The following is a 23,109-nucleotide window of genomic DNA, read 5'->3' on the forward strand; positions in this document are numbered from 1 at the left end:
AAAATGAAAAAATATATTCAATCAATAAAGTTCTTATCGTTCTTTGCAAGTATAGCCTTGGTTGTTTCTTCGTGTACTAAAGATTTAAATATTACACCACAAGATGATCAAACGGTATTAAGTGAAGAACTGTTTAAAAACGAAAGTGCTTATAAAGAAGTTTTAGCAGGTGTTTATGCTAATCTTTCATTAACAGGTGTAGATGGACCTGGAAGTTCTAACATACAAGGTTTAGATGCAGGTACTAGTCAATACGGTCGTGTATTATTATATCTACAAACTTTATCTGCTGATCAAATGATTTGGTCGTATGAAAATGATCCTGGGACAAGAGAAATTCAACGTAATATATGGACTGCTCAGAACCCGTTACTATATGGTATGTTTGGTAGAGCATTTGGTTCTGTATCATTTGCTAATAACTTTTTAAGGGAAACTACCGATGATAAATTAGATGCTAGAAATGTTTCAACAGCTACAAGAGCAGAAATTAAAACTTTTCGTGCAGAAGCAAGGTTATTAAAAGCATTAGCTTACTATCATTTATTGGATTTATTTGGAAAAGCTCCAATGGTTACAGAAACAGACCCTGTTGTTAATTTCTTTCCTCCTCAAGCAGATAGAGCCCAATTATTTACGTTCATAGAAAGTGAATTAAAGGCTATAGAAGCTGATTTATTAGATCCTATGTCAAATGAATATGGTCGTGCAGATAAAGGCGTTGCTTGGATGATTTTAGCTAAAATTTATTTAAATGCTAAAGTATATACAGGACAAGATAAATATACAGAATGTTTAACGTACGTTAATAAAATTATTAATGGAGGTTATACATTAGCTCCTAATTATTTAAATAATTTTATGGCAGACAACAATACAAACCCTGCTAGAAATGAAATTATTTTTCCATTAATTTCTGATGGACTTACAACTCAAAACTTTGGTCCAACTACAGTTGCCGTTAACGGAGAAGTTGGTAGTATTGAAGCAAACGGACTTTCGTTAGGTGTTGGTGCCGGCGGATGGGGTGGTGCCTTAAGAGTGAGAAAGCAATTTGCCGATTTATTTAATGGTGGTGTGTTTTCTGGAGATGCTAGAAACACTTTAATTACTGCCCAAAGAGACGCGAATATTACAGATATTTCAGATAAAGATCAAGGATACATTATTGCCAAATATTCTAACCGTACTTCAACTGGAACTAATGGTAGTGATCAGACATTTGTAGATACAGATTTCCCTTTATTTAGACTTGCTGATGTATATTTAATGTATGCAGAAGCTGTTTTAAGAGGAGGAACAGGTGGTACAAATGCCAATGCTGTTACTTATGTTAATCAATTAAGAACTCGTGCAAACAATCCACAAGCAATTACCGCAGCTGAATTAACATTAGATTTTATTCTAGATGAAAGAGCTCGTGAATTACATTGGGAAGCACACAGAAGACAAGATTTAATTCGTTTTGAAAGATTTACTGGTGGTAATTATAATTGGGCATGGAAAGGTAATGCTAGTAATGGTATTTCTATCCCTAATCATATGAATGTATACCCTATACCTAGTAACAGTTTGGCTTCAAACCCTAACTTAACTCAAAACACTGGTTACTAAAACTTGAAAACATTAATTATGAAAAATAAATTTTTAAAACTAACAAGTTTAGTTATAGCATTAGTAATGCTTACCGTATTTAATGCTTGTGACGATACTTCAGAAATATTTACAGTATCAGATGGAACTGCAGCTGTTTTAGCAGATGTTACTATAAATAAAATCACATTAGATCCTATTAATACAAATACACCTGCATTAACTTTAAACTGGTCTGATGCAGATTATACACAACAAACTGCTATAAATTATGCTATTCAGTTTGCTAGCGATGAAGCTTTTACTTCTCCAGTAACAGCTACAACTTTAACAGGTAAAAATGACGTAACATTTTCGATGGCGGAATTAAATTCTGCTGCAGGAAATGCTGGTTTAAATCCATTTGAATGGAGTACTATATATGTAAGAGTTGTTTCTTCTTTAGGTACTCAGAATGGAAATCCGGTAAATTCAAACGTAATTAACTTAATGGTATACCCATACTTTAACTATGTATTTAACGACTTTTACTTAGTTGGAAACGCTACAGCTGCAGATTGGAATAACAACAATAACAACCCAGCTTTATTCCGTAATCCAAATGATGAAAATGAGTATAGTTATACTGCTTATTTTGGAGCAGGAGAATTTAAAATACTTGAAACAAAAGGTTTATGGCAACCACAATGGGGAACAAATGATGGTGTATTAGCTGGTGGTGAATATTCTGGGACTATTGAAGTAAATCCTGGTGGAGGAACCGACCCTGGTACTTTCCCAAATAATAACAATGCAATTACAGCTGGTTTTTATACGCTAACAATAAACTTTGCTAGTAAAAAATATTCTTTCAAATCGTACGATGCTTCAGGAACAACTAGTCCTGCTTCATTAGCTTTAGAAGGGTCTTCCGTAACTGCATCTACGCCGTTAACTGCATTAACCTTCGATGGTCATATTTGGAATATTAGTGGTGTACATTTAACGCCAGGGAATTTAAAATTTGTAACAGGAGCAGGAAGCTCTTGGGGTAGTAACACTTCGTTCTCTGGAACTGCAATAGATGGTGGTGCAGATATTCCAGTAATTGTTGAAGATGATTACGATGTTTGGTTTAATGATTTAACAGGAGAATACATTCTTGTTCCGTTAAACTTATAAAAAATAGATTTTAATATAATCACAATAAAAATGAAATATTTACATAAATTAAGTCTGATATTAATAGCTTTTACGCTAATATTCAGCTCTTGTGATACAGAAGAAAGTTTAAATATTGTTACTCCAGAAGCAAAATTTGTTTTGAATACTCCTGGAATATCAAATGTGTTTTTAAATTTTTCTTTACCAGATAACCCTGCTTTTACGATTACTTGGGTAGATGAAGTTACTGGTAGTTCAGACTATATGGTAGAAATGTCTTTAGAAGATACTTTTGCTAGTCCTATTCTTTTAGGTACAACCGATAAGAATAGCTTTACAATGACAGTTACAGAATTTAATACTGTCTTAAGTAACGCTAATATTAAATCATTTACAGAAACTGGTGTTTATATCAGATTAAAAGCAGGCAGCGTAACTTCTAATACTATCTTATTTCAAGTATCTAAATTTGCTGTAAAAGTTCCTGTAATAACAAGTCCTGATAATACTTTTATTAAGGTATTATCTGATACTGATCCTAGTTTAACTGCATTAACATTAACTTGGGATGATCCTGAAGCAGCAGACAATAGCAGTGTAAAAATTAGCTATGAAGTTGAAATGGCACTTGGAGGAACAAATTTTGCTACAGTTAGTAATATTGGAAGTGTAGAAACTAAATCATTTGAAATTTCTCATGAGGCTTTAAATGATGCTATAATAGCTGCTGGAGGAGTTGCTAGTACTGCTGCTAACTTTGATTTCAGAATAAAAGCCGTTGCAAAAACTGCCTCAGGAGATTTATTCAGAACTTCAGAAATGATTACTATTTCTTTGACTCCTTATAAAGGTGCTGTGCCAGATAACTTATTTATGGTAGGTGCTCATAATGGATGGAATAATGCAGATGCTACGCAACAATTTTATAATGACGGAAATGGTGTATTCTCAAAAGTACAAATGTTCAGTGCAAACGATGAGTTTAAAATGTTACCTACTTCAGGGTCTTGGGACGGAGACTGGGGTGAAGATCCAACAAACGCTGGTAAAATAGTTCAAGATGGTGAGCAAAACATTAAAGTTACAGATGCAGGAAACTATATCGTAATTATCGACTTTAACACTTTAAGTTATAAAATTTCAAAAATAGATAACTTATACATGGTTGGTGCTCATAATGGATGGAACAATGCAGATGCTACACAACAATTCAATACTTCAGGTAACGGAGTGTTCACAAGAATGCAAGCTTTTTCAGCTGGAGATGAATTTAAATTATTACCTACATCAGGATCTTGGGATGGAGATTGGGGTGAAAACAAAAACTCATCAGGAAAAATTATACAAGATGATGAGCAAAACATAAAAGTAGCAGATGCTGGTACTTATATGGTAACTGTTGACTTTAATAATTTATCATATTCTTTAGTTTCAGTTCCTGCAGCTTTACATTTAGTAGGATCGCCAAACGGATGGGATAACACTACTGCTCCAGCATTTACAAAACTTTCAGAAGGTGTGTTTGAAATTTCTCAAGTTTTAACAGCTTCAGATGAATTTAAATTTTTACCAGTACAAGGATCTTGGGATAACGATTGGGGTGAAAGCTCTAAATATCCTGGAATGATTGTAAGAGATGGTGAAAGCAATGTGAAATCTCCCGGAGATGGTACATATAAAATAACTGTAGATTTTAATAAAGGTACAGTAACTGTTGAATAATTTTTTAAAGACTGGTTTAATATTAAGCCAGTCTTTTCTTTTTCTATCAAACTACAATGAAAAAAATCTTACTACTCTTTTTTACATTTATAGTATCAGTTAGTTTGTTTTCTCAACAACAAACTATTGATTTTTCTATAACTCCTAATACATTCAATGAAACAGATGATATTACAATTACTTTTTCAAATATAAATACTGCCACATGGGCTGTGAGTGATTTATATTTATGGAGCTGGTCTTATGATACAAATGATTTAAACTCAATTGATGCTCCAAATAATGGTGCTTGGACAGATTCTAATGAAGCTCATAAATTAACAAATAACAATAACGGAACCTATTCAATTACATTAAAACCTACAACTTTTTATAACAGAACCGGAATTGGTAAAATAGGTTTTTTGGTTAAAGCTAAAGATGGTACTGGAGATAAAAAATCACAAGATATGTATGCCGAAGTTGGTGGATCTACTCCCCCTCCTACTGTTACTGAGGCTCCATTGCCTAGTGGAATGAAAGATGGATTAAATTTAGATCCTAATGATAATACTAAAGCTACTTTTGTTCTTTATGCTCCTCTAAAAGATTTTGTTAACCTTATAGGAAGTTTTAACAATTGGCAAAGAGACGACACAAACTATCTATTAAAAAAAGATAGCAGTAAAGATCGTTTTTGGATTGAGTTAACCAATATAACCCCACAAACAAATATTACTTATCAATATTTAGTAGATGGAAATTTAAGAATTGCTGATCCATACTCAACAACAATATTAGATCAAAATAATGATCCTAATATTAATGCATTAACCTATCCAAATTTACCAACCTACCCTGCTGGTAAAACCGAACACGCTGTTTCACTTTTTAAAACAGGAGAGACAGCATATAACTGGCAAATAACCAATTTTACAAAACCTGCAAAAACAGATTTAGTAATATACGAGTTACTTATAAGAGATTTTGATCAATTACACAGTTTTGATGCAGTTAAAAATCGTTTAGATTATATAGAAAACCTAGGTGTAAATGCTATTGAACTAATGCCTGTTAGCGAATTTGATGGAAATGAATCTTGGGGTTACAACCCTTCTTTCCACATGGCTTTAGATAAATATTACGGAACAAAAGAAGCTTTTAAACAATTTATTGATGAATGTCATAAACGTGGAATAGCTGTTATTTTAGATGTTGTTTATAATCATGCTACAGGGCAAAACCCATATTACAGAATGTGGAATACTAGTAATGGTGGTTATGGTGGACAAGCTGCTGCTGATAGTCCATTCTTTAATGAAACTGCTAAGCATTCATATAGTGTTTTCAACGATTTAAACCATAGTAAACAAGCTACAAAAGACTATGTAAAAAGAACTTCTCAATACTGGATTGATGAATTTAAAATTGATGGATTCCGTTGGGATTTAACAAAAGGATTTACTCAAAATTGTTCAGATGGTAACGATTCTTGTACCAATGCATTTCAAGCAGATAGAGTTGCTGTTTTAAAAGAATATGCAGACTATCAATGGGAAAAAGATGCAGATTTCTATGTTATTTTTGAACATTTAGGAACAAATCAAGAAGAAACCGAATGGGTAAACTACCGTTTAAATGAAGGAAAAGGTATTATGCTTTGGAGTAATTTAAATCCTAAATATAATGAAGCAACACTTGGTTTTAATACTAGTGGAAAATCAGACTTTTCATGGATAGATTATCATAATAGAAACTGGACTGTTCCTGCTAATATAGCCTATATGGAAAGTCATGATGAAGAACGATTAATGTATAAAAACCTTCAATTTGGTAACTCAAATGGAAGCTATAACGTGAAAAATTTAGCTACTGCTTTAGAAAGAATGAAATTAGCAGGAGCATTTTACTTTACCATTCCAGGTCCAAAAATGATTTGGCAATTTGGTGAGTTAGGTTATGACATAAGTATTGAAGAAAATGGAAGAACAGGAAACAAACCTATTCTTTGGAACTACGAAAATGAGCCTAATAGAAAAGCTATCTATGATACTTGGAAAGATCTAATAAAATTAAAAACCGAAGAACCTATTTTTAAAACTGATAATTTCACTCTAAATGTTGCAGAAAGTACTGGGTTAAAAACAGTACACTTAACATTAAATTCAGCAACAGGAAATGAGATAAAATATGTTACAATAATTGGTAATTTTGGTGTTACAGAACAATCTATAGACCCTAAATTTCAAGAAACTGGTGATTGGTATGAATTCTTAGATGGAAATAAAAAAACTGCTATTACCAGTGTAAATAATCTAATAACATTAGCTCCAGGAGAATTTAAAATCTTTGGAAATAATCCTTCAAGCTTATTTACTAATAATGATACAGATGGAGATGGTGTTTTAAATGCTAATGATAGCTGTCCTAATACGCCAGCTGGAGCAACAGTTGATGTTTCAGGCTGTGAAATATTTTCATTACCAGCAGACAATTTTTCATTACAAATATTAAGTGAAACATGTAGGGTTAGTAACAATGGTGTTATTATAATTTCTGCACAAAAAAATCTAAATTATACAGCTACGCTTACAGGAAATTCAGTTTCATTAACTAAAACATTTAATACAACACATAGTTTTGAAAATCTTTCTGCAGAGAAATATGAAGTTTGTATAACTGTAGATGGACAACCTAATTATAAAATATGTTTTAATTCGGTTATTACAGAACCAGAAGATATCACCGTAGCTTCTAAAGTAGTAAAAGAAAATAAAACACTTGAACTTAAACTTGAAGGTAGTAAAAACTATAGCATAACATTAAATGATAAAATATATAAAACATCTAATTCATTTATAGAATTACCTCTTGTACAAGGAGAAAATACGCTAAAGGTTGTGGGAGATAAAGACTGTCAAGGAATTCATGAGAAAACAATTTATCTAGGTGAAGAAGTTAGCACCTTCCCTAACCCTTCAAATACACATATTAATGTCTATTTAGGTACTTTAAATGAGAAAGCATCAATAGCTATATACTCATTAAATGGAAGTTTAATTTATCAAGCATCAGCTAATTCTGAAACAAAAAGAATAGATATTTCAAACTTAACTAAGGGAATGTACATTTTATATGTAATAAAAAACAATGAAAGTAAATCGTTTAAAATAATTAAAGAATAATGACTTTTCGTAATATATATATTGTCCTTTTTTCAAGTATAATTTTAACTTCTTGCGGAGGAGGTGGTGGTGCAGAGGATATTCCTCCTGCAGCTCCTACTAAAGCTACCTTAGTCTTTCCTGAACAAAATTCAGAATGCAACGAAGGAACTATTATAAGTGATGTTCAAAGTTCAGTAACATTTAATTGGTCAGATGCCACAAACACTACCAATTATGAAATTTTTGTGAAAAACTTGGATTCTGATGTTACTTCTACGTACACAAGTAGTACTTCTGAAAAAATAATTACTATTAATAGAGGTACTCCATATTCTTGGTATGTAGTTTCAAAAAATACTGGAACACAAGTAGCGCAAAGTAGCACTTGGAAGTTTTATAATGCAGGAAAACCAGTATCGTCGCATGCTCCTTTCCCTGCAGATATAGTAAGTCCAACAATGGGAGCAAATTTATCAAATACAACAACGTCTGTTAATTTAAAATGGACAGGTAGCGATGTTGATAACGATATAAGTAAATACACTATTTTATTAAATACAACAAGCCCCCCTACTACCGATATTGGTAATACAACTACAACTGCATTAGATACAAATGTAAGTTCTGGTAATACTTATTATTGGAAAGTGATAACTGAAGATTCGCAAGGAAATACATCTTCTTCCGAAATATTTCAATTTAAAGTTATCTAATAAAAAAGGCATTTACTAAGTAAATGCCTTTTTTATTCTCTTCATTTAGGTGTAAACACTAGCCCTAACCTCTTATTTTTCAAAAAAATAAAAAACAATAGCATTAATTCAAAAAAAAGTATACATTTGAAATGATGTTAAACAACAAAAGAAATATTAATTCTTTACCAGTCGTAAATCTTACGACTACTTTTGTTGGCACAACAATTTCTACAATTATTACGGGTACCCTTTAGGGGGTTCGTTATTTACATATCATCTTAGGTTATAGTTATATTTTTGAAAAACTCAAAAAGAAGATAACTCCCACAAAATCAATTTATTATTTTATACATTTAACAATGAAAGTTTTAAAATTTGGCGGATCATCTGTAGCCAATCATCAAAACATCAAAAGAGTTTTACATATAGTAAAACAAGTTTCGAACCAAGAAAAAACAGTGGTGGTGGTATCTGCTTTTGGTAAAACTACCGATAAGTTATTAGCCACAGCTCAAGTAGCTTTAAAAGATAACGATCTTGCCGCACAAGCTGTTTCTGAATTAGAGGAGTTACATTTCTCGGTAATTAATGAGTTAATTTCTGAAGAAAAACAAACAGAAGTAATACAGGAAATACAGCGTCTTTTTAGTAGGTTAAAAGCTATATACGAAGGTATATTTCTTCTACAAGAGCTTTCTTCTAAAACACTGGCAACTGTTGCTAGTTTTGGAGAAAGACTATCTTCATATATTATAGCACATGCAGCAAAAGAATTATTAAACGCAGCACATAAAGATAGTAGAGAACTTATTATTACTAATAATGATTCTTTAAACGCTCAAGTTAACTTTAACCTTACTAACAAAAACTGTAACAACTACTTTAAAGAAAATTCTTTTGATGCAATAATTTTAGGTGGTTTTATAGCTTCTGATGAAAAAGGAGAGACTACTACTTTAGGGCGTGGAGGTTCAGATTATTCTGCAGCTATATATGCGGCAGCTTTAGAAGTAAATGAATTACAAATTTGGACAGATGTTAGTGGTATGTATTCTGCCAACCCAAGAGTTGTAAAACAAGCTTTTCCTATTACACAGATATCATACGAAGAGGCTATGGAATTATCCCATTTTGGAGCAAAAGTTTTATACCCTCCTACTATTCAGCCAGTATTAGAAAAAGAGATTCCAATTCGAATAAAAAACACTTTTGATCCAGAGAATAAAGGGACTCTTATATCAAAAGAATCAACAAACAACAAGCCCGTAAAAGGAATTACACATATTGAGAACATTAATTTATTAACTCTTGAAGGTAGTGGCATGATTGGTATTCCTGGTTTTTCAAAACGTATGTTTGAAACACTGTCACTTCAAAATATAAATGTTGTATTTATTACCCAAGCTTCATCAGAACATTCAATATGTATTGGTATATATCAAGAGGATGCTTTACTTGCTAAAGAATCTTTAAATGAAGCTTTTTCTTTTGAAATTCAACAACATAAATTAAACCCTGTTTTAATTGAAAGTAATCTAGCTATTATAGCATTGGTGGGTGATAGTATGAAAAACCACCAAGGCTTAAGTGGTCAAATGTTTAGTGCATTGGGAAAAAACAATGTAAATGTAAGAGCAATTGCACAAGGAGCTTCTGAGAAAAATATTTCAGCGGTTATTAATAGTTCCGATGCAAAAAAAGCTTTGAATACTTTGCATGAGCAATTTTTTGAAGAAAAAATAAAACAATTAAATCTGTTTGTTACTGGAATTGGAAATGTAGGTGAACGCTTTTTAGCACAAATACATCAACAAAAAGAATTTTTAAAAGAAAATTTAAAACTCAATATTCGAGTAATTGGAATTTCTAATTCTCGAAAAATGCTTTTTAATGAAAATGGGATCGATTTATCTAATTGGAAAGGTCAATTAATTACAGGAGAAAATAGCTCTTTACAATCATTTTTTGAACGCACTAAATCATTTAACTTACGAAACGCTGTTTTTGTTGACAACACAGCGAATCAATTAGTTTCAGAAGTTTATGAAAACTATTTACGTAATAATATAGCTGTAGTTACTTGTAATAAAATTGCATGTGCTTCCAATTTTGAGAATTATAAAAAGCTAAAGAAAATTTCAAGTAAATACAATGTTCCGTTTTTATTTGAAACCAATGTAGGTGCTGGATTACCTATTATTGATACTTTAAAAAATTTAATTGCTTCTGGAGATAGAGTTCATAAAATACAGGCTGTTTTATCAGGTAGTTTAAATTTTGTTTTTAATAACTTTAATGCAGGTTCAACTTTTCACAATGTAGTTCTTGAAGCTCAAAAACAAGGATATACAGAACCAGATCCTAAAATTGATTTAAGTGGTGTAGATGTAGCTAGGAAAATTCTAATTCTTGCTCGTGAAAGTGGATTCGATTTAGAATTATCTGATATTAAAAACAATGCCTTTTTACCTGAAAAAAGTTTAAATTCCTCTAATAATGATGATTTTTACGCAAATTTGACTGAATATGAGGCTGTTTTTCAAAAAATATTCAAAGAAGCAAATGATAAAAACTGTCGCTTAAAATATGTTGCTGAATTTGAAAATGGAAAAGCAAATGTTGGTTTACAACATATTCCTTCAGATCATCCTTTTTATAATTTAGAAGGTAGCGATAATATTGTGCTATTCTTTACAGACAGATACCCAGTAAATCCTTTACAAATAAAAGGTGCTGGTGCAGGTGCTGAAGTTACAGCTTCGGGGATTTTTGCAGATGTAATTAGAATAGGCAACAATTAGATTATGGCAGTGGATAAATATCAAAATATTATACAGACCTATAATAAAGTATCACAACAGTATTATGATAAATTCATGAATACAACTGTATATCATCATAGTTATGGTAAGCTTTTAAAACATACTCAAAAAGCTCATGAAACAGTTTTAGATGTGGCTTCTGGACCTGGAAATATTACTAAATATTTATTAAATAAAAGAAGTGATTTTAAAATCCTGGGTGTTGATGCTGCTGAAAACATGATTCAGTTAGCTAAAGAAAATAATACCGATGCTAATTTTACAGTATTAGATTGTAGAAATATTAAAAAATTAGAACAGAAATTTGACATTGTAATTTTCGGTTTTTGCTTTCCTTACATTTCTAAAGAAGATTGTATCCAACTAATTGAAGATGCTTATAAAGTTTTAAATAAAAATGGATTACTTTATATAAGTACTATGATTGGAAATTACAATACTGATTCTGGTTACAAAACTAGTTCCGATGGAAAAAACAGCATGTTTATTCACTACCATAATCCAGAATATTTAATTGAAACTATACACAATAACAAGTTTCAATTGTTAGAAAATTATACAAAAGAATATCAAGAAGGTACTACTATTGGTGATACTGACTTGTTTTTAATTGCAAAAAAATGAAGTATATAAAAATATTTGCTCCTGCTACTGTGGCTAATGTTTCTTGCGGTTTCGATTCTATGGGTTTTGCTGTAGATACTGTTGGAGATGAAATGTCTTTTACTAAAACCGTAGAAAAAGGAGTAAAAATAACACAAATAACAGGGGCTAATGGATTATCATTAGATCCTACAAAAAATGCAGCAGGTGTTGTTGCCTTAGCCATGCTAAAAAAACATCCTGCAGACTTTGGGATAGAAATTAGTATGCACAAAGGCTATTCACCAGGTAGCGGTTTAGGAAGTAGCGCTGCAAGTTCTGGAGGAGCTGCTTTTGGTATAAACGAACTTTTAGATAGACCCTTTTCTACTTTAGAACTAACAAAATTCGCTATGTTAGGTGAAGAGGCTGCTTGCGGTACTCCTATTGCCGACAATGTTGCTTCTGCAATATTTGGAGGTTTCGTGTTGATTAGAAGCTACGAACCTTTAGATATTGTAAAATTACCTGTACCAGATGAATTACAATTAGTCGCAATCCATCCACAAATAGAGGTTAAAACAAAAGATGCCCGAGAAGTTTTACCTAAAGATGTACCTTTAAAAGATGCCATTACACAATGGGCAAACGTTGGCGGTTTGGTTAGTGGCTTGTATACAAATGATTATCAATTAATAGCTAATTCATTAACAGATGTTATTGTTGAACCAGCTAGAAAACATCTGATTCCTCATTTTGATTTGGTAAAAAATGAAGCAATCAAAGCTGGCGCCTTAGGTGCAGGAATATCTGGTTCTGGCCCAACTATTTTTGCTTTATGCAAAGGTGAAGAAGCGGCAGCCAATGTATACAAAGCCATACAAAATGCTTATAGTGATAAAAACATTGATTTTAATCTTTTTACGTCAAAAATAAATACGCAAGGAGTTAAAATATTAGAAACAAAATAAACACAACTATGAACTATTATAGTCTTAATAAAAAATCGCCCAAAGTTAATTTTCAAGAAGCTGTTGTAAACGGATTAGCTCCAGATCGTGGATTGTATTTCCCCGAGAGTATTACGCCTTTAGACAACGATTTTATTCAAAATATTGGAGAATATTCTAATGAAGAAATTGCTTATCAAGCTATTAAACAATTTGTAGGTGATGAAATACCTACCGAAACATTACAACAAATCATCAAAGAGACATTATCCTTTGATTTCCCTGTAGTTGAAATTGAAAAAAATGTAGGCACTTTAGAGTTATTTCATGGGCCAACAATGGCTTTTAAAGATGTAGGCGCTCGTTTTATGGCTCGTTGTTTAGGTTATTTTAATAGAAATAATGATAATAAAGTTACCGTTTTAGTAGCTACTTCTGGCGATACAGGAGGTGCTGTTGCTGATGGTTTTTTAGGTGTAAAAGGTGTAGAAGTAGTTATACTCTACCCTAGCGGTAAAGTAAGTAATATTCAAGAAAAGCAATTAACTACTTTAGGGCAAAACATTACTGCTTTAGAAGTTGATGGTGTTTTTGATGATTGTCAGGATATGGTAAAAACTGCTTTTTTAGATACCGAAATAAACCGTGTATTAACCTCAGCTAATTCAATTAATATTGCACGTTGGTTACCTCAAATGTTTTACTTTTTCTTTGCTTATAAGCAAGTCTATAAACAAAATAAAGAGGTAGTATTTTCTGTTCCTAGTGGGAATTTCGGAAACATTTGTGCTGGTATTATGGCTCAGAAATTAGGCTTACCTATTAAACATTTTATTGCAGCGACTAATGTTAATGATACTGTTCCTAATTATTTAAAAGAAGGAGTTTATAACCCAAAACCATCAAAAGCAACTATTTCTAATGCAATGGATGTTGGAAATCCAAGTAACTTTATTCGTATTCAAGAATTGTTTAATAACGATTTAGCTTCTTTAAAAAATGCTTTCTCATCCTATTCCTTTACAGATGAAGAAACTCGTAAAGCAATGAAAGTTATTTATAAAAACAGTAATTACGTTGCTGATCCACATGGAGCTGTTGGGTACTTAGGAGCAAAAGAGTATTTAAAAAACAACTCAGACACACTGTGTCTATTTTTAGAAACTGCACACCCTGTAAAATTTTTAGATGTTGTTGAAGATACTCTAGATACACAAGTAACCATACCGGAAAAGATTGAAGCTATTCTACATAAAAAAAAGAGTGCAATTAAAACAAGCTCTTATGATGGTTTAAAAGAATTTTTAAACAGTTAAATAAAAAACCTCATTAAGTGAGGTTTTTTATTTAAAGTTTTAATCTTTCTAAAGCATTCTTTTTATACAAATCTCCAATAGGTATCTCAATTTTATCTATCTCAACATCTTGTTTTGTGTAAGCAGTTATTTTTTGAGAATTAATAATATAAGATCGATGGACTCTTATAAAGCGATTATCTAATTTATTTTCGAAAGCAGAAATTCCGTGTTTAATTACAAGTTTTGATTTTTTAGTATGAATTTTAATATAGTCTTTTATACTTTCTATATATAAAATATCGTTTAATAAAATTTTAATATTCTTTTTGTTACTTTGAACAAAAATATGAGTTGATTCTAATTGTTTTTCACCTGATTCTTTTATTACAATTTGAGTATCTAAAAACTTCTCTATTGCTTTAAAAAAACGATTAAAAACTATAGGTTTTAATAAATAATCTACCACATTTAACTCGTAACTTTCAATTGCATATTCCCTGTGTGCAGTGGTAAATATTACCTTAGGCTTTTTTGCTAAATTTTTTAAAAAATCTGTTCCCTTTAAAACAGGCATCTCAATATCAAGAAACATTAAATCGATATTTTCATTTTTTAAAACTCTATTGGCTTCAATTGCAGAAGCGCAAGTTGCTATAATTTCAAAATCTAGTAATTGACTCAAATGTGTAGCTATTAATTCTCTCGCTAATTCTTCATCATCTACAATAATACATCTATATTTTTTCATCTAGCTTAAGTATTAATTCTAAAATATACTCTTTATTAGTCTCCTCTATTTTTAAAGAATAAGCATCTGCATATAACAAATCTAATTGCTTTTCTATATTCTGCATTCCTATAGATTTTCTGGAAGATTTTTTAGTATCTATATGAGAACTAGGTCTTGTGTTTTTTAACTTAAAGCTCAATTCTTTTTCTGATGCTAAAATATTTAATTTTATCAATCCTTTTTTAAGTTCTTGACTTATTCCATGCTTAAAAGCATTCTCAACAAAGGTTAGTAGAATCAAGGGAGCTATTTTTACATCATACTTAATTTCTTTTTCAAAAATTACCTCTACCCTATTTCCATACCTTACTTTTTCTAAGGCTATATAATTTTCTAACAATTCTATTTCTTTATATAAAGGAACATAACTCTCTTTACATTGATATAAAATATAATCTAATATTTCAGAGAGTTTGGCTATTACTTCTGGGGTTTTATCAGATTTCTTTAAAGCCAAGGCATATAAATTATTTAAAGTATTAAATAAAAAGTGTGGATTTAATTGATGTTTAAGTAAGTTTAATTCTGTTGTTTTTTTCTGTTCTCTTAAAGTTATCATATCCTTTTGATCTCTATAATATTTTATAGCAATCAATATTACAGTTGGAAAAAGAACCCAAGTAATGTTTCTTATGAATACCAGAACTGAAACCATTCTTTCTTTCAAAATATATGGAGGCATTCTACTATAAACCTCTGGATAATTTCTTTCAAAATAATAAACTCGAACTATACCGTAGAGTGATTGCATTAAATATATTGCTATAAGACTAAACATAATAAATAGAAAAGTCTTTCTTTTATTCAATAAAAATGGAATTAGAGTGTATACTATAATTATACTTAATAAAAACTGTAAAAGAACTTTAAACCCTATATAGGTTACTATATAAACTTTATCATGTTCTCGATACCAATATGAGCTCAAAAGGTATAAAAACATAATAACCCAAAAAGTTATATTCCTTATTGTATTTTTTGATAATATCTTGTTCATTAATGCTAAAATATAATAATAAAATACATTATGCCGTCACCCAAATTAAGTAACAAATTTAATTATATAAGTTTCTTTTCAGTATTTAAATAGATAGATACTCATTTAAAGATGCTAAAAACAGTTTTCCTAACTACAAATAATTCCAAACTTAAGAAATCTCTATCTATTTACTAAAAAATACCCTACATCTATTTTTTTAAAAAAAATATAGCTCCTTTTCTAGATTGCAATTAATTATAAAACAAATACAAATGAAAAGATTCCTTTCCTTACTATTTATAATACTATGCTCTATAATAACCTTAACGGCACAAAACAACACAAAAAAGTACTCAGAACTAATTCGAGAAGGTTGGAAACTGTGTTTAAAAAAAGACTTTACAAACTCGGCAAAAATTTATGAACATGCATTTAAAATAAATCCAAAAGCACCTTTGAATGATAGATATAATGCAGCATGTATTAATTCTTTAGCTAAAAATATAAATACTGCATATAAACATTTATTTATAGCTGTTAGAGAATTAAAATGGCATGATATAAACCATCTTAACAACGATACAGATTTATCCAATATGAAAAAAGATAAAAGGTGGGATCAACTAATTTCTTTAATGCGAAAAAATAAGAATAATATTGAAAAGGATTATGATCAAAAATTGGTTTCAATTTTAGATAAAGTCTATTTTGATGATCAAAGTACTCGTAGTCAAATTAGAACAAAAGAAAAAAAATACGGGAGAGATTCGAAAGAGATGAGAGCTTTCTGGGAAACAATTTTAGAGAAAGACTCAATAAACCTACTAAAAGTGAGTAGAATCTTAGATTCACAAGGTTGGCCTAGTAAAAAGAAAATTGGTCAAAGAGGAGCATCTACGCTATTCTTAGTTATTCAACATGCCAATCAAGATACAAAATTGAAATATTTAACAATGATTACAACTGCTATGAAAAACAACGAATTACCTAAAAGACAATATGCAATGTTTTATGACAGATTAGTTCTTGGTCAAGGGAAAAGACAAATATATGGGACACAATTAGCTATGGATAAAAATAGTAAAAAACCATATGTATTACCATTAGAGGATGTTAAAAACGTTGACAAAAGAAGAGCTCAAATGGGCTTAAATTCGATGCAAGAAAACTTAAATAGATGGGACTTAACTTGGGATGTTGAAATATATTTAAAAACGTTGCCAAATATTGAAGCAAAAGAAAAAACATTAAATAAAAAGAATAAATAATGAAATTAAAAAGTTTACACATAGCATTAATTATATTGTGCATAACTAGTTTAACATATGCACAAAACTCTACTAAAAAATATTTTAGACACTTAAAATACAATCATGTTTCTCCTTATATCAAACTTACAGGAATTTATCCAATAGATGAATTAACTGCAAGAAACACATCTCATTATATTTTTATATACAATAACGATAATCAATTAATAGAAATCACTAATAATCATTATTTCACCGAAAGAAGACATCCGTTGGCTTCTATTGGAGCTTATAAAACAATTATTTCCCATAAAAATAATAAAGAAACGAGGGTCTTTTTAAACAAAAATGGAAAACGTATAACAAATGATAGACAAGTTTATAAAGAAATTTTTACTACAAATAAAAATGGCGATTATAAGAAACTAGCCTTTTTTGACTTGAATGATAAAACAATGGAATCCAATTGGAAAATATCAGAATATAATTGGTTTAAAAAAAATGAAATGATAATTGAAAAAAGGTATGGTTTAAAAAAAGAACCTAGAAATCTTTCTACCTATTTTGAGTTCGGTGTAACTGGAATGACGTTCAAAAAAGATGGGTCTCCAATAGGAAATTATAATTTAAATAAAGATTATAAAATAACTAATAATTCTGTAGGAGTAGCTTCTTATCAAGATACCTATGATAAAAATGGTAATCATATAAAATACACTTATCATGATAAAAACAATAAACTTGTAATAAATCAATTTGGTTTAGCAATAGGAAGGAAAGAATATGACAAACTTGGAAACTATATAAAACAAGGACATTATGATATTGATGATAATTTTATAAGAGGTAGAGACATCGCAAACAACCAACATATTGTATTAAGTAAAAAAGCATCTAGAAAAGATACTTTAGAAATTAAAAGAGTTTCATTGGGTTATTTAATTGCTTTACAGGAGTTAAAACCTAACCTAATGAAAGTAGTGATGAATGATAGTTTAAACAAAGTTACCCTAGGCTATAACAGAAAAATAAAAAAAGAAGTTGTTACTGCTATTTCAAGAAAAAGAATGATTCAAAATGCAAAAAATTGGAATAAATCTAATACTAAGTTTCCTCCAGTACCTAATAATCAAATAAAAATATTAGATATCTACCATAGAATTGCTACCGTTAAATTATATTCTGATAACTGGATAGAGTATTTACATTTAATTAAAACAAATGATAAATGGAGTATTATTAATTTATTATGGCAGCATAAAAACACAAAAATGTATCCTTTTTAAATTATTTTTTTATAACCCAAAAGGCACTTCCAATTGGAAGTGCCTTTTGGGTTATAAAAATATTTTCTTTAAAGTAAATATTTATAAGTTATTTTTTGATTTTTTTACCCCTTCTCTCATTGCTTTATCAAATTGAGAATTAGGATATTTTTTTATTCCTTTTTCAAAGAATATAACAGCATTTTTATAATCTTTATGCTTTAAATAAAATTGCCCCAGTCTATTTTTCCAATAGGCACTATCATATCTTTTAGTTTCTAAAACGCCTTTAAACTCTTCCATAAAGAAACTAAAATATTTAAAATTATCACGCTTCCATGCTAACCAAATTAATGAGTTCTTTGTACTGTCATCAATTTTCTCATCTCCTCCAAAACGTTTTGCTCTCTCCTTGAAAAAAGATTTTAAATATGGAATTCCTCCTACTTTCTTATAGGCCTCTATACTTTCAAACACCAATGAATCGTAATTATGATAATAATACATAATACCTTTATACATGGCTAAATGTGGCATTGTTTCATGTACCTCTTCATTAAACAGTTCATACTTCCAAATCAAATTTTTGGGATTATATTTTTTTAATCTTTCATTAAACTTTTCTGTTGAGGCTATATAATAAATATCTCTTTTAGAATTAGCTATATATAAATAAACATCTTTATCTGATTTAAAATCTTTAACAGTTTTCTCTGGTGCTAATCCCCCATCTGTTATAATTGCTCCTTGAAATAAATCTTTTTCTTCTAGAATAAGCTTGCTTATATAATACGCTGCAGCTTCCCATCCATAAATTACTCGCTCGTTCGTAGTTCTAAACTTAGTATCTATAAAGCCAATTACTTCTTTTTTTAAGAATGATGTAAACTTTGCTCGTTCTTTATTAAATAATGTTCTCCTTAATGGATTTTTAGTTTTAATTCCAACGATAATCATTTCAGGAATTGCTCCTGGAGTTCTTAATGATTTCTGTATGGCAACACCATTCGCAAAAAACCACTGACCGTCTAAAACGTACAGTACTGGATATTTTTCTTTAGTAGTATTATAACTTTCTGGTAAATAAACTTGAATTTCCCTATCCTGGTTTAAAACACTAGATTTAATTGTATAATTGGTACCAATAGTAATCTTACTTTCTTCTATTTGAGAATAAGAATGAAAAGTGCAAATTAGAGTCAGTATTAAAATAGCGTGCTTCATCATTTGTTTAAAAGTTAAACTCAAATGTAAAAATATGATTGTCATATGATTCACATTTGAGTTACTTTATATTTTTTTTAACTAAAACTAAAATCTTACTGTATTGTCTACCAAATTCTCATCAGATCGTGTTCCATATGGATCGATGCTGATATAACTAGGCTTTTCCTTTACAATAATTTTAATCTCAGTTTCTTCTTTATTAATTTTTGAAGATTGGTAATATAAAACTGAACTATCATCTTTTACCATAGATGGATGCTTAGTAAATACTCCTATCTTAATAGGTTCATTAATAGAAATTTGTTTAATTTCTCCAGTATTCATTGTTTTCAAACGTTTCGATTTTACTTTAACAGTAACTTCGTATGTTCCATTTGCTAACTCCTTATATGAACTTTCTTCAATTCCTAAATCATAAGTAATCACTTTTTTAAACCAATCATCAATTAATTTATGATGTTCTTGAGGTGTTACTTTATAAAGTTCATCTAAAAATTCAATAGAGTTAGCCTCTAACTTATTAATGTTACGATGTTTGTCTGTAATAGTTTTCAACACATTATTTACTTGCTTCTCGCCTATTAAATCTCTTAATGCCATCATTACAGTAAATGCTTTTCCATAAGCAATATAGCTTTGACCTTCTACTTTGTAAACTGGAGGTTCAAGTTCGCTTGCAAAAGATCTACCTCTAAAATATCTACTTCTAACATTTTCAGTTAAAGTATATAATGCTCTTTTTCCATACATTTTTTCTAGAACAACTGCTTCTGTATATTTTGCAAACCCTTCTACAAATAATGAACCTCCAGCAACTGGTTTAGCTGATAAAGTATGTCCCCACCATTGATGAGCAACTTCATGAATTGTTCTTTTTGCTACAACATTAAAAATATCTTCATTAGTTACATTGGTTAAATACAATCTATCTTCTACCATACTTATAACTCCTGGGTGTGCAAATCCTCCAAATGGCCAATATGCAGGAACTTCTGCTATTCTAACATGATTAAAAGCATATTTCCCAAAGTTTTCCTGACAATAATCTAAGGTATACTTTACACTATTTTCAATTTCTTCTATATTAAAATCATGATTAGCATCATAATATTGCTCTATTGAAATCCCTTTATAATTAGTTTTTTTTAATGCATATTTTGCTGAAAAATAACCAACCTCTGGTAAAATTTTTGTTTTGGATTTATAATGAAAGTAGTTCCTATTATTTTCTGACCATTCTTTTAATAATTCACCAGAACTAATAGCTGTTTGATCTTTAGAGGTCGAAATTATTGTTTCAAAACGAATTCTTTCATTTTTAACACTCTCTAAAACTATATGTGAATCTGAACTATCTTCTTTAACTCTTTCGGGTAAATTTCTTTTTTTACGTTCATTTTTATCAGAAATTTCAAACCCTGTAGTATATCCTAAAATAGGTTCAAAATTCCCAAAACGATTAATATAAGTACCATTATTTACAATTGAATTATCTTCTTCATAACCCTTTACTTCTTTCTTTAATTTAAAAGTACATTTTATAGAATCCTTAGGTTGTAAAGGTTTATTATATTTAAACAAATACGTTCCATACAAAGTATCATGAGTAACTAAATGTGCATTTTCTATCGTGATATTTTCTAAAGAAATTCTTTCTGTTATAAACAGTTCTAATAAAGGTTCTTCACTTTTATTTTTCAACATATAATCTGCTTCAACCGTAAACATTCTCTTTTCTGGATAGATAGCTACTTTTGTCTTTTTTGAAGTCGCATATAACCTCTCTATATTTTCATATTTCTTAAATTTTCGTTCATACCCTTCTCTAAACTCTAATTGATCACTAATTGTTTCATAATTTGAAACAATATTAACGTTGTAATAAACCAAACTTCCAGCACTTAAAAACAATACAAATAATAAAGTAACTACAATCTTTTGCTGGTTTGTCCAATAAAAAACTAATTGTTTTAATTTAACCAAAAAACTAGCTACAACCCCTCTATTCCATATCTTGAATGATAATACAGTTAGTATTAAACCAAAAACCAACCAATACATAGCTAAGTGATTATATAAATTTGAAATACCATTAAAACCATCCATATTATTGTACTCTAGCCTTGGTAAAAAACCTAAACTTATTAATGGATGTTCTAATCCTAGCATATTAGATTTTGTAAAAAAAATAAGAATCAATCCGAAAATCCCCATTCCCATATATTTATTCTTTGCAATACTATTTACAAATAAGGCAATCATACTATATACTACCAATTGCAAACCATAATGGTAATAAATAGAAGCATACAAACTAAATTCAAAATTAGAATACCCTAATGCAACTTGAAAAAGAAGGCACATAATAATCCCAGAAGTAATCAAGATAATTGGCAATAATACCAAAGCTCCAAATTTTGATAAAAAGAAAACCCAGTTCTTTACAGGTGTTGCATCAATAATTAAATTAAAGTTTAAACTACGCTCTTTCCAAACAATTTCTGCGCTATAAAACAATATTAAGATAAAACTAAAAAGAGTTAACGGTGAAAGAATTAAAGCTATCAAACTATTCGTAAATGGATAGTTACTTACTCCATATTCTCCACCACCTATTACTGTTGAATATAATTCTGAAAACACAATAAATAACCACATTACAAGTACTGCAATAAATGGCAAACTTTTAAAAATACTTTTCAACTCTAATTTTAGCAAAGCAAGGAAAGCAAGTTTCTGTGCTTTCAAATTGTGCAATGTTTCTATTGGGGTATATCTTAATAATTGTGTTGTTTCTTTTTTCTGTTTCGTTTCTTTTTTTACTTTTTTAGAAATTTTCCTAAACGAAAAGACTCTATAAGTAGCTAATAAAACCCCTACAGATAATAATACCCAAACTAATCTATTCAATAAAAATAATCCTGAAAAAGATAATAATTGAGTGTTTTTTTGAAAAGGAGTCCAAAATTGAGTTTGCTCAAAAAAAGCTGCTACTCCAAAAGAATCCGCAACAGCAGCTAATGCCATAGCTTCAGGAGTTGCTGGAACAGATTGCGCTAATAACGGAGAGTTTAAAAAAATAGCACTTATAAAATACAGCATATAAATAAATACTGCACTTGCATAAGTTGCAATGTTACTTTTAGTTAATGTACTCACGGAAAACACAATTGCTGAACAAATAAAAATATTAGGTAACACAATATAAAGCCATGGTTGCACATAGGTCATTAATTGAAAGTCTCCTAATCGTTCTGGGGCTAAATTCGAAAAATAATTTCCAAAAATATATCCTATCAAAAATGGAGAAAATGCTAAAACACTAAATAAAAATGTTCCAAAAAATCGGCTCCAAAAATATTGACTTTTTTTAATAGGAGAACTATAAATTAAACTCTCCATATGATATTGCCTATCTCTAAGTGTTGCACTAACAGCAAAAAACATAATAATAAAAACGCTTCCCAAAGTAAAGAGACTTGTATGAAAATAAACTTGGTAAACAGAATTAAAATTTACTCCACTAGGAGCAAATCCTTGCCTACCAACAAAAACTCCTAAAGCTAAAGACAATAAAGAGAATAATGGAAATGCACGCTGTTTTAACTGGTAAAAAACTTCAAACTGTAATATTTTTTTAAACATAA

The 23,109-nt window shown here is 29.8% G+C and carries 15 protein-coding genes; 11 read left to right on the forward strand and 4 right to left on the reverse strand.

The genetic code is table 11. The features are described 5' to 3' along the window. Positions 1 to 3 precede the first annotated feature (3 nt). The 9 genes from Q0881_RS07640 (at position 4) to thrC (ending at position 13,969) form a co-directional block, all read left to right on the forward strand. Positions 4 to 1,614 carry a RagB/SusD family nutrient uptake outer membrane protein gene (locus tag Q0881_RS07640; protein ID WP_299158502.1) on the forward strand — a complete coding sequence of 537 codons (1,611 nt, stop codon included), beginning with the start codon at positions 4 to 6 and terminating at the stop codon, positions 1,612 to 1,614. Between the two features lie 18 nt (positions 1,615 to 1,632). Further along, complete coding sequence (locus Q0881_RS07645; protein WP_299158505.1) at positions 1,633 to 2,754, forward strand: SusE domain-containing protein; 1,122 nt, start codon at positions 1,633 to 1,635, stop codon at positions 2,752 to 2,754. A 30-nt stretch (positions 2,755 to 2,784) separates the two neighbouring features. Next, entirely contained in the window at positions 2,785 to 4,458 is a 1,674-nt protein-coding gene (locus Q0881_RS07650) for a SusE domain-containing protein (RefSeq protein WP_299158508.1), read from the forward strand. Between the two features lie 56 nt (positions 4,459 to 4,514). Continuing rightward, complete coding sequence (locus tag Q0881_RS07655) at positions 4,515 to 7,622, forward strand: alpha-amylase family glycosyl hydrolase (RefSeq protein ID WP_299158511.1); 3,108 nt, start codon at positions 4,515 to 4,517, stop codon at positions 7,620 to 7,622. After that, positions 7,622 to 8,317, forward strand: coding sequence for a hypothetical protein (locus tag Q0881_RS07660; protein WP_299158514.1), 696 nt, complete (start codon positions 7,622 to 7,624; stop codon positions 8,315 to 8,317). The genes Q0881_RS07655 and Q0881_RS07660 overlap by 1 nt, the downstream gene beginning before the upstream one ends. 341 nt (positions 8,318 to 8,658) lie before the next feature. After that, a complete protein-coding gene (gene thrA, locus Q0881_RS07665) occupies positions 8,659 to 11,100 on the forward strand; it encodes a bifunctional aspartate kinase/homoserine dehydrogenase I (protein WP_299158517.1) in 2,442 nt (813 codons plus the stop codon). A 3-nt stretch (positions 11,101 to 11,103) separates the two neighbouring features. Next, positions 11,104 to 11,745, forward strand: a complete 642-nt coding sequence (locus Q0881_RS07670) for a class I SAM-dependent methyltransferase (RefSeq protein WP_299158520.1) — start codon at positions 11,104 to 11,106, stop codon at positions 11,743 to 11,745. Next, positions 11,742 to 12,674, forward strand: a complete 933-nt coding sequence (locus tag Q0881_RS07675) for a homoserine kinase (RefSeq protein WP_299158523.1) — start codon at positions 11,742 to 11,744, stop codon at positions 12,672 to 12,674. Before Q0881_RS07670 ends, Q0881_RS07675 begins: the two co-directional genes overlap by 4 nt. Before the next feature lie 8 nt (positions 12,675 to 12,682). Further along, positions 12,683 to 13,969: a threonine synthase gene (gene thrC / locus Q0881_RS07680; RefSeq protein WP_299158525.1), complete on the forward strand. Its 1,287-nt coding sequence runs from the start codon at positions 12,683 to 12,685 to the stop codon at positions 13,967 to 13,969. Between the two features lie 31 nt (positions 13,970 to 14,000). Here the strand turns inward: thrC and Q0881_RS07685 are convergent, their stop codons facing one another. Next, positions 14,001 to 14,699, reverse strand: a complete 699-nt coding sequence (locus Q0881_RS07685) for a response regulator transcription factor (protein ID WP_299158528.1) — start codon at positions 14,697 to 14,699, stop codon at positions 14,001 to 14,003. Further along, positions 14,686 to 15,492, reverse strand: a complete 807-nt coding sequence (locus Q0881_RS07690; protein ID WP_299158531.1) for a histidine kinase — start codon at positions 15,490 to 15,492, stop codon at positions 14,686 to 14,688. Before Q0881_RS07690 ends, Q0881_RS07685 begins: the two co-directional genes overlap by 14 nt. A 500-nt stretch (positions 15,493 to 15,992) precedes the next feature. Here Q0881_RS07690 and Q0881_RS07695 point away from each other — a divergent pair, with 500 nt between their 5' ends. Beyond that, entirely contained in the window at positions 15,993 to 16,988 is a 996-nt protein-coding gene (locus Q0881_RS07695; protein ID WP_299158534.1) for a DUF6624 domain-containing protein, read from the forward strand. After that, a complete protein-coding gene (locus tag Q0881_RS07700) occupies positions 16,988 to 18,256 on the forward strand; it encodes a nuclear transport factor 2 family protein (RefSeq protein WP_299158537.1) in 1,269 nt (422 codons plus the stop codon). The genes Q0881_RS07695 and Q0881_RS07700 overlap by 1 nt, the downstream gene beginning before the upstream one ends. Positions 18,257 to 18,337: 81 nt before the next feature. On the opposite strand, the gene Q0881_RS07705 is transcribed toward Q0881_RS07700, so the two are convergent. Further along, complete coding sequence (locus Q0881_RS07705; RefSeq protein ID WP_299158540.1) at positions 18,338 to 19,504, reverse strand: alpha/beta hydrolase-fold protein; 1,167 nt, start codon at positions 19,502 to 19,504, stop codon at positions 18,338 to 18,340. 42 nt (positions 19,505 to 19,546) lie between these two features. Next, positions 19,547 to 23,107, reverse strand: coding sequence for a M1 family aminopeptidase (locus Q0881_RS07710; RefSeq protein ID WP_299158543.1), 3,561 nt, complete (start codon positions 23,105 to 23,107; stop codon positions 19,547 to 19,549). Between the last annotated feature and the right edge of the window lie 2 nt (positions 23,108 to 23,109).

The sequence above is a fragment of the uncultured Tenacibaculum sp. genome, from assembly GCF_947494125.1.
GTDB lineage: Bacteria > Bacteroidota > Bacteroidia > Flavobacteriales > Flavobacteriaceae > Polaribacter.